Origin of the sequence: Mesorhizobium album, from assembly GCF_033977205.1 — a bacterium.
In the GTDB taxonomy this organism is placed as follows: Bacteria; Pseudomonadota; Alphaproteobacteria; order Rhizobiales; family Rhizobiaceae; genus Mesorhizobium; species Mesorhizobium album.
This window is the reverse complement of record NZ_JAVIIW010000062.1, coordinates 26,759-37,161: the sequence shown is the minus strand read 5'-3', so window position 1 is coordinate 37,161 and position 10,403 is coordinate 26,759. Positions and strand designations below refer to the sequence as shown.

At 58.3% G+C, this 10,403-nt stretch carries 3 protein-coding genes; all 3 read left to right on the top strand.

Annotation, left to right across the window (positions count from 1 at the left end):
• Positions 1-7,188: cadherin-like domain-containing protein (locus tag RFN28_RS31515; RefSeq protein ID WP_502572788.1), on the top strand; the 7,188-nt coding region annotated here is incomplete at its 5' end.
• 71 nt (positions 7,189-7,259) lie between these two features.
• Positions 7,260-9,005, top strand: coding sequence for a type I secretion system permease/ATPase (locus RFN28_RS31510; protein WP_320291061.1), 1,746 nt, complete (start codon positions 7,260-7,262; stop codon positions 9,003-9,005).
• A gap of 6 nt (positions 9,006-9,011) precedes the next feature.
• Positions 9,012-10,361, top strand: a complete 1,350-nt coding sequence (locus RFN28_RS31505) for an HlyD family type I secretion periplasmic adaptor subunit (RefSeq protein WP_320291060.1) — start codon at positions 9,012-9,014, stop codon at positions 10,359-10,361.
• Positions 10,362-10,403: the final 42 nt, after the last annotated feature.

Sequence of the window (10,403 nt, the reverse complement as noted above, 5' to 3'; positions counted from 1 at the left end):
CTTGATGGCGACCAGCTCTATGGCGAGGGCAACGACGACACCCTGAACGGTGATGAAGGCAGCGACACCCTTGTTGGTGGCTTTGGTGCCGATACGCTGCATGGCGGCGATGACGCCGACACCCTTGTTGGCGGCGTCGATGGGCTTGGCAATGGCGACACCGCAATTAACAAGCTGTTTGGTGACCTTGGCGATGATTCTCTCTACGGCGATGCCGGCCACGACGAACTCCATGGCGGTGGCGACAATGACGTGCTCGTAGGCAATGATGGCGATGATGACCTCGCCGGCGACGATGGCGCAGACACGCTTTCCGGTGGCGCAGGCATCGATCATCTCAGCGGCGGTGCAGGCACCGATACGCTCGACGGCGGAGCTGGCGCTGACACGCTGAGCGGCGGCACGGAAGCCGATGTCTTCCGCATCTTGACGGCCTCGGCCTCGACGTTTGCCGAGCACGACACGATCACAGACTTCAATCAGTCCGACGGCGACAAGCTCGATCTCTCGGTGGCGCGCGGCTCTCCTGGCAGTTATGACGGCGGGCCAATGGTGTTCCGTGGCGAGATCGCGCCATCAAATTTCGATCCCGCAGTCAACACTCTTGCGTTCGGCACGGCGCTCGGCGGAGCTGACGTTGGTGCCGGATTCACCCAGATTTGGTGGACACATGTCGGCGCCACCACCATTCTCATCGGCGACATCAACAGCAATTTCGTCCTTGATGCCGATGACCTCGTGGTTGAAATCAACGATCCGCTGAACCATGGCCTTTCACAAGACGATTTCGTGCTGGGCAATTTCATCGCCCAAGTTGGCCGCAACGTCGATGAGGTTATGACCGGCACACCTGGTGATGACCTCATCTATGCCGTCGATGGCAACGACACGGTGAATGGCCTTGCCGGTAGTGACACCATCTACGGCGGCAACGGGATGGACACGCTGAATGGCGGGCTTGGAGGCGACCAGCTCTATGGCGAATCGGGCGACGACTCCCTGAACGGTGATGAAGGCAATGACACACTCGTTGGCGGCTTAGGCGCCGACACACTGCATGGCGGCGACGACTCCGACATCCTGATTGGCGGTGTTGATGCGACCGGGAATGGCGACACCGCGATCAACACGCTGTTTGGCGACCTCGGTGACGATCAGCTCTACGGCGATGCTGGTGACGACGAACTCCACGGCGGCGGCGATAACGACACGATCTTCGGGAACGGTGGCAACGACCGCATCTTCGGAGACCAGGGGGCCGATTCAATCTTCGGGGGCAACGGCAACGACATCGTCATCATCGAGCGTTCTACAAACTATGCCCTCGGAGAGACAATTGACGGCGGCGACGGCTTCGACACCATCCGTTTCGCGAGCACCATAGCCGACGATACGCTTGTATTGCGTGAGGGAATCTCTTCGATCGAGGAAGTTGTCATTTCTGACGTCAATGGCAGCACCTCCGATACAACTGCGCTGAACGTCAACGCGAGCAGTCTGTCATACGGGCTCAGCCTAAAAGGGAACGCGGGCGCGAACGAAATCATCGGCACAGCATTCGATGATGTGATCGACGGTGGCCTTGGCAACGACGTCTTGGACGGCGGGTCGAGAACTGATCCGGGGCCGGAGAAAGATATCGTCAGCTACAGCGATCGAGCTGACGCAATCGTTGTTACGCTGAACGGTTCGGCGGACACTGAAGTGACAGTAGGCGGAATTGCAGAGGACACGATCCGCAATTTCGAAGGAGTGATTGGAGGCAGCGGCAACGATTCTTTGACAGGCGACGGCTTGGCCAATGTCCTTTCTGGATCGGGCGGCAACGATACAATTGATGGCAGCGGAGGTGATGACACCGTCGTCTTCACTGGACCTTGGACGAACTACGCGATCAGTGTTTCTGCCGGCGTTTACACGATCACCGACAAAACGGGCGTGGACGGCTCTGACACCGTATCGAACGTCGAGAACTTTGCCTTCTCAAATGGGACTTTCTCGGGAGCTGAGATCATCAACGACGCGCCGGTGGGCGTGAATGACGCCAACTCTTCGGACAGCGTAATTGAGGCAGGAGGTGTAGCCAATAGTACGGCCGGCGACGCCACAGCTGTCGGAAATGCCCTGAGCAATGACACCGACGCGGACTCAAGCTTGGGGGATACGCTGGCCATCAACGGCGCACGCGCCGGGGCCATGGCCTTAGGCGGTGCGTTCACGCTCGTTTCCGGAGCGACTTCGCTTATCGGAACCTACGGCACGCTTTTGATTGACGTGAATGGTGACTACACCTACTCGCTCAACGATGGCGATCTGGACACCCAGGCTCTCGCTGAAGGAGCGATGGCGACCGATTCGTTCACCTATAGGCTGGTCGATGCCAACGGTGCGACCAGCACTGCGCAAATCGACATCTCAATAGTTGGCAGTAATGATGCGCCGACTACTACGCTGGTGAATCTGTCCTCGATAACCGAGGATGCCGGCACACTGCTCATTTCACAGAGCGATCTGTTGGCCAACGCCACTGATGTTGAGGGCGACAGCCTTACGGCCTCCGGGCTAACCATCACCTCCGGCGCCGGCTCGCTGGTCGACAATGGCGACGGCACCTGGAGTTACACACCGGCCCCCAATGACGATACGGACGTATCATATTCATATACGGTCAACGACAATCATGGCGGGAGCATTGCGGGGTCCGCTCACCTTGATATCACTCCCGTCAATGACGCTCCCACCACTTCGGCTGTGATCCTTGCACCGATAGCTGAGGGTTCAGGTGCGCGGCTCATCACTCAAACCGAATTGCTGGCCAACGCCAGCGACGTCGATAGCGACAGCCTTACAGCCTCCAATCTGGCCATCACCTCCGGTGCCGGCTCGCTGGTCGACAACGGCAATGGGACCTGGAGCTACACGCCGGCTGCTAATGACGAGTCGGACGTGTCCTACTCCTACACTATTAACGATGGCAGCGGTGGGAGTGTCGTCGGATCTGCCACCCTTGACATAGTCCCGGCAGCCAACAGCGGACCGCCGACGATTACCTCGGACGGCGGGGGCGATACCGCTTCCCTCGTGGTTGCTGAGAACAGCACAGCAGTGACGACGGTAACGGCCACCGATCCTGATGCTGGGACCGCATTCACTTATTCGATCAGCGGTGGTGCTGATGCCGCTCTCTTCCAGATTGAAGCCACGACAGGTGCTCTGACTTTCCAGAACGCGCCAGACTTCGAGACGCCGACCGACAGCGACGCCGACAACGTCTACGACGTCACGGTGCAAGTCTCCGATGGCACCCTCGTCGACAATCAGGCAATCGCGGTGACGGTGACAAACCTTAACGAGTCGCCAGCTATCACATCCAATGGCGGGGGCGACACGGCTTTCCTCACGGTTGCTGAGAACAGCACAGCGGTGACGACGGTCACGGCTGCTGATCCTGACGCCGGGACCACATTCACCTATTCGATCACCGGTGGCGCCGATGCCGCTCTGTTCCAGATTGACGCCACGACAGGTGCTCTGACTTTCCAGGCCGCGCCAAACTTCGAGGCACCGACGGATGCCGACGGCGACGGTGTGTACAACGTCACCGTGCAGACTTCGGACGGCGAGCGCACCGACAGCCAAGCTTTAACTGTCACTGTGGCCAATCAGAACGAGGCCCCAACAATAACATCGGACGGAGGTGGGGAGCACGTCACTATCTTCAGGCCGGAGAACATAGCCGTTGTCACCACGGTTACGGCAAATGATCCCGATGCCGGCGACGTGCTGACCTACTCGATTTCTGGATCACCCGACATCAATCCGGATGGCAATCTGTTTACGATTGATCCAACCACCGGCGTGCTCTCGTTCGTCACTGCACCTGACTTCGAGAACCCGAACCTGAATGGCGGTAACTTTGACAACTACTATGCCGTGAACGTTGTCGTCACAGACAGCTCCGGCGCCATCGATCAACAAGTCATCGAGATCGGCATTACGAACGCAAACGAAACGCCGACGATCACCTCGGACGGCGGGGGCGACATGGCCTCGCTGGTGGTTGCCGAGAACAGCACGGCTGTGACGACGGTAACGGCCACAGACCCTGACGCTGGAACCGCATTCACCTATTCGATCACCGGTGGCGCTGATGCCGCTCTCTTCCAGATCGACGCCACGACAGGTGCTCTGAGCTTCCAGAACGCGCCAGACTTCGAGGCGCCCGGTGACAGCGACTGCGACAATGTTTACGACGTGACCGTGCAGGTCTCCGACGGCTCGCTGGCTGATAGTCAGGCTATTGCCGTCAGCGTGACCGATGTCGGCGGTCCCACTGACGTCCCCGCGATAGTTCACCATGTCAACAGTTTAGATGCTGTGGTGGAGGGGGGTACCCTTGTCTTCTCCTTCACGCGCGAGGGTGGCGACATTTCGCAGCCGCTCGATGTCTTCTATTCGACTCACTTCTACGATCCCAATGGTGGACCGGAGTTCGCAACGCTTTCCGATTTCACCGGCGCAAATATCCCGGACGGTTCGATCCAGACAATCCACTTTGACGCTGGGTCGTCGACCGCCAGCATCAGCTTCCAAACTGTGGACGACAGTATACAAGAAGGGCATCAGCGCAGCTTTACCGTTGAGCTGCAACCTTCGTCGGGCTACACTATAGACGGTGGTCCGAAATTGTTTGGATTCATCTACGATAACGATGCGCCGCCAATCATTACCTCGAACGGCGGCGGCGACACCGCGGCCCTCGCCGTCGCTGAGAACAGCACAGTGGTGACGACGGTAACGGCCACTGATCCTGATGGCGGGGCGACCCTAAACTACTCGATCAGCGGCGGCGCCGACGCCGCTCTGTTTCAAATCGATTCTACGACAGGCGCGCTGAGTTTCCAGACCGCTCCGGATTTCGAGACCCCGGCCGACAGCGGCGGTGACAATATCTACGATGTCACCGTCCAGGTGTCGAAGGGCACCCTCGTCGATAACCAGGCAATCGCGGTGACGGTGTCAAACCTTAACGAGTCGCCAGCTATCACATCCAATGGCGGGGGCGACACGGCTTTCCTCACGGTTGCTGAGAACAGCACAGCGGTGACGACGGTCACGGCTGCTGATCCTGACGCCGGGACCACATTCACCTATTCGATCACCGGTGGCGCCGATGCCGCTCTGTTCCAGATTGAAGCCACGACAGGTGCTCTGACTTTCCAGAACGCGCCAGACTTCGAGACACCGACCGACAGCGACGCCGACAACGTCTACGACGTCACGGTGCAAGTCTCCGATGGCACCCTCGTCGACAATCAGGCAATCGCGGTGACGGTGACGGATGTTCCTGGGCAGACGATCACAGGTACCAACGCTGGTCAGACCTTAACCGGAACCCCGGAAGCCGATATCATTCTGGGACTTGGCGGCAACGATACCCTTAATGGGCTTGCAGGTGGCGATACTCTCGACGGCGGCAGTGGTGCCGACACCATGGTCGGCGGCACAGGCAATGACACTTACGTCGTCGACAACACGGGAGACATTGTGGATGAGACCGGCGGCAGCGGCACCGATCTGGTTCGCTCATCGATTGCTTTCAGCCTTTCCGATGCTCTGCACGTCTTTGGAAGCGTCGAGAACCTGACGCTGACGGGGACGACCAATGTGGCCGGAACCGGCAATGCGCTCGCCAACGTGATCACCGGCAACACCGGCAACAACATCTTGGCGGGGCTTGGAGGCGCCGATACGCTCATCGGTGACGCAGGTACCGACACGGCCAGCTACGCGGCGTCGGCGGTTGGTGTGAATGTCAGCCTGATGACGGGTCTTGCTCAAGGCGGCGATGCCGAAGGCGACACGTTCTCCGGCATCGAGGGGCTTCTGGGTTCTGCACAGAACGACACACTCGAGGGCGACGGCGGCAACAACGTCCTCAATGGCGGCGCCGGCATCGATACGTTGAGCTACGAGCACGCGGCCGCGGCCATCACGGTGAGCCTTGCGACGACGGCGGCCCAGAACACTATTGGCGCCGGCAGCGATACGCTCTCCGGCTTCGAGAACCTGATCGGCTCTGGCTTCGGCGACACGCTGACGGGCAGCGCGGCGGCGAACGTGATCTCCGGCCTGGGCGGCGACGACTTGATCAATGGCGGCGGCGGTGCCGACACCATGGTCGGCGGCACAGGCAATGACACTTACGTCGTCGACAACACGGGAGACATTGTGGATGAGACCGGCGGCAGCGGCACCGATCTGGTTCGCTCATCGATTGCTTTCAGCCTTTCCGATGCTCTGCACGTCTTTGGAAGCGTCGAGAACCTGACGCTGACGGGGGCGACCAATGTGGCCGGAACCGGCAATGCGCTCGCCAACGTGATCACCGGCAACACCGGCAACAACATCTTGGCGGGGCTTGGAGGCGCCGATACGCTCATCGGTGACGCAGGTACCGACACGGCCAGCTACGCGGCGTCGGCGGTTGGTGTGAATGTCAGCCTGATGACGGGTCTTGCTCAAGGCGGCGATGCCGAAGGCGACACGTTCTCCGGCATCGAGGGGCTTCTGGGTTCTGCACAGAACGACACACTCGAGGGCGACGGCGGCAACAACGTCCTCAATGGCGGCGCCGGCATCGATACGTTGAGCTACGAGCACGCGGCCGCGGCCATCACGGTGAGCCTTGCGACGACGGCGGCCCAGAAGACTATTGGCGCCGGCAGCGATACGCTCTCCGGCTTCGAGAACCTGATCGGCTCTGGCTTCGGCGACACGCTGACGGGCAGCGCGGCGGCGAACGTGATCTCCGGTTTGGCCGGTGACGACCTGCTCAACGGCGGAGGTGGCGCCGATATCCTCATCGGCGGGATCGGAAACGATCGTTTTATCTTCAAAGCTATCGCAGATAGCAACTCGTCAAACTGGGATACGCTTAACGACTTGCAACATGGGGCTGACAAGATCGATGTCTCGGCAATCGATGCCAATGCCTCTGCAGGAGGTAATCAGGCTTTCGCGTTCGGAGGCCAGAATACGAGTGTCGTGGGCCACTCGTTAACTTGGTTCGAGGATGGGACCAATACAATAGTGCAGGCCGACGTGAACGGAGACACGGCAGCAGACTTCATGGTCGTTCTGTTAGGAAAGAATCTGAATCTCGATCAAAACGACTTCGTTCTTTAGCTTAGTCAGTAGTTCACGTTTACTGAAATGCCATCCAACGTGTCGCTTCCAGGAGGGGACCAATTTCGGAGATGTCAATTTCGAGAAGCAGCAAACTGATACCCAGCAGCGTGGTCAATATGGGCCTCTTCTCTGCCGTCACGAACGTCGTGATGTTGGTTCTGCCTCTCTACATGCTGCAGGTGTACGATCGCGTTTTACCTGCGGCAAATCTGGACACGCTCGCCTATCTAACCTTGCTTGCTCTCTTTTCTCTTTTGCTCTTCGGAGTTCTCGAAGTCGTTCGCGGCGTATACGCAAGTCGGCTCGCCGCCCGATTGGACGTGTCGTTAGGCCCATCGTCTTTCCTTGCGGCGATGAGTGGTCCGCGCGCGGGCCTCGGCGACGTCCAAGCATTGCGCGACCTCGCCACCGTGCGAAGCTTCGTCGCTTCAAGATCCGTATATGTTCTCTTTGACCTCCCATTCGGCCCAATCTTTGTAGGCCTACTCTATTTTATCCATCCCTTGCTTTTCCTTGTAACCGTGGCCGGGGCGGTTCTTTTACTTTTGGTGGCCCTCCTGAATCAGGCCGCAAGTTCGCGGCCAAGTAGGGAGGCGGCAGAATCACTTGGCGTCTCAATGAATTCGGCGCAGGCGTTCGCACGGAACTTCGAAACGGTCCGCGCACTCGGCATGGTTTCCAACGCAATAGAGTTCTGGGGTACCCGTTTCTCTGATTCTCTTTGTGCTACCGACAAAGTCGCTCGCATCAACGCATTTTATGGAGGGGTGTCCCGTACCGCACGCTCGGTACTGCAGATCGGGATTTTGGGCCTCGGCGCCTATTTGGTTCTGCAAAACGAGATGACTGCCGGAATGATATTTGCGTCCTCAATGATGTCGGCGCGAGCCCTCCAGCCCCTTGATCAGATCATTGGTAGTTGGCGGCAGATCATCGATGCCAAGAGTGCATGGAAGCGGCTTTCCAGTCTTCAATCGAAACCCGGGAAGGAAGAAGTGGCATTGCCTACGCCTCAAGGAGCGTTAGGCGCGGATCAAGTTATCTACTATCTTCCAGGCTCTGCCGACGGTGCGCCGCCGCTGATAAAGCGTTTGACGTTCGAAGTTCCCGCCGGCCAAATGGTTGCTGTCGTCGGGCCAAGCCAGGCTGGAAAATCTACTCTTGCACGTCTCATAGTAGGCGCAATTGAGCCCCGCTCAGGGGCGATCCGCGTAGATGGCGGTGATATTCGGAACTGGAATCCCGAAGAACTCGGCCGTCATATTGGATATCTTCCGCAGGATGTAGAACTTTTCCCAGGGACCATAGCTCAGAATATTACGCGTTTTGAGCCTGACGCGTCTGATGAGAAATTGATTCAAGCTGCCCAGCAGGCGCACGTGCATGAGCTCATCCTTGCCCAGAGGGATGGCTATTCTACGCTGATCGGCCCTACCGGCGTTCGGCTCTCTGGTGGTGAGCGTCAGCGCATTGGGCTTGCTCGTGCCTTCTACGGCGATCCCAAGATACTGGTTCTCGATGAGCCCAACGCCAATCTCGATTCTGATGGTGAAGCCGCTCTCGAGCGGGCGATCACCCAGGCGCGTCTACGAAGTACGACCGTGCTGGTTATAACTCATCGGCCTTCGCTCGCTTCCATATGCGATCGCATACTCATGCTGCGTAATGGCCAGATCGAGATCTACGGTTTGACCCAAGACGTGCTCGGCCAGCTTGCCGAGCGAAGGGGCCAAACGCCGCCATCCAGGGTCTCTCCGTCGCACGACAACGAAGGAGTGGTGCCATTCCCTTCGCCTGCTCGCGCTGAGGTCTAGTCACCGATGACTGTTACAAGCCACACGATCCCGATGTCTGCCAGGTCCTATCGCTGGCAACGGAAGCTCGTTACACGGGCAGATCGGATCACACTGGCGGGGTACGGAAGCATAGCCGTTTTCTTACTCGGCTTCGGATCTTGGGCAGCGACTGCACCAATCGCCGGCGCAACAATAGCGCCGGGAGTAGTGGCAGCGGCAGCAGGTCAGAATGTCATGATCCAGCACCTCGAAGGAGGAGTGATCAATAGTATTATGGTCCGGGAAGGTGACAGGGTGTCGAGAGGTCAGGCCCTGATCGAGATCGACCCGACACTGGCTCAGTCTCAGCTCAATCGAGTCATCAAGCAATGGATCGCCCAAAAAGCTGAGATTGCACGACTCGAAGCCGAGCGGGACGGCCTAGAGAAGATTGTATTTCCCAGTGACCTCAGAGCGTATTCTGACGCTTCGGATTACAGCGCGGTCTTTGGCGAACAAAACAAGGAATTTCAGGCTCGGCTAGCTCGCTATGGAGCGGAACAGGAGATACTTAAGCAACGAGTAGCAGCTCTTCAAGATGCAATAGTCGGATTGAGAGCGCAGAAGAAAGCGACAGAAAGTCAGCTGGCAATTGTAAGCGAAGAGACGAATCGAAAGAAAGGCCTACTGGATCGAGGGCTAACCAACCGCTCTGAATACACCGATCTTCTTCGCAGTACCGCCGAGTTGGTGGGGCAAGCGGGGTCTTTGGAGGCGCAGATTGCAAGTTCGGCAACTCAGACTGTCGAAGCGCGCCAGCAGATTGAGCGGCTCACAACCAGCCGGGTTGAGGATGCTGTCACAGAATTGAATAAGGCGCGGGCGCAAGTAGCCGACCTTGAGGAGCAAATAAGCGCCGCTCGCTCTGTTTTGGACAGAACGACTATTCGGGCACCGGTCGACGGCATCATTGTTCGGTCGCTCTTCAGTTCCCAAGGCAGTGTTATCCGTCCGGGTGAGGCCGCGATTGAGCTTCTGCCAACCACGGATGAGCTAATTATCGAAGCAAAGATCAAGCCTGAAGACATCGATACGATCCGGGTGGGCCAGGAGGCCAACATGATGTTCACGGCGCTGAACGCTCGTACGACGCCGAAAGTGCCCGGAAAAGTGATCTATATTTCGGCAGACCGACTGCTTCCAACGAGCACAGGGCAGCCATACTATATCGTCCGGCTCAAAATAGCAGGGAAGTTGCCGCCGGAGGTGAAGCCCGAGCAGGTCTATCCAGGGATGCCGGTCGAAACGTTCATCTCAACCGGTGAACGGACTTTTCTGGCCTATCTGACCAAACCCTTGAGAGATTCGTTCGGGCGCGCCTTTCGAGAAAGATAGTCCGGATTTTGGAAAGGGCATGACGCGGTCGGCACGCAATGC

Excerpts from the sequence above, each read along its gene's own strand:
- RFN28_RS31510 (WP_320291061.1), top strand. The coding sequence starts at position 7,260 with ATGTCAATTTCGAGAAGCAGCAAACTGATACCCAGCAGCGTGGTCAAT.
- RFN28_RS31505 (WP_320291060.1), top strand. The coding sequence starts at position 9,012 with ATGACTGTTACAAGCCACACGATCCCGATGTCTGCCAGGTCCTATCGC.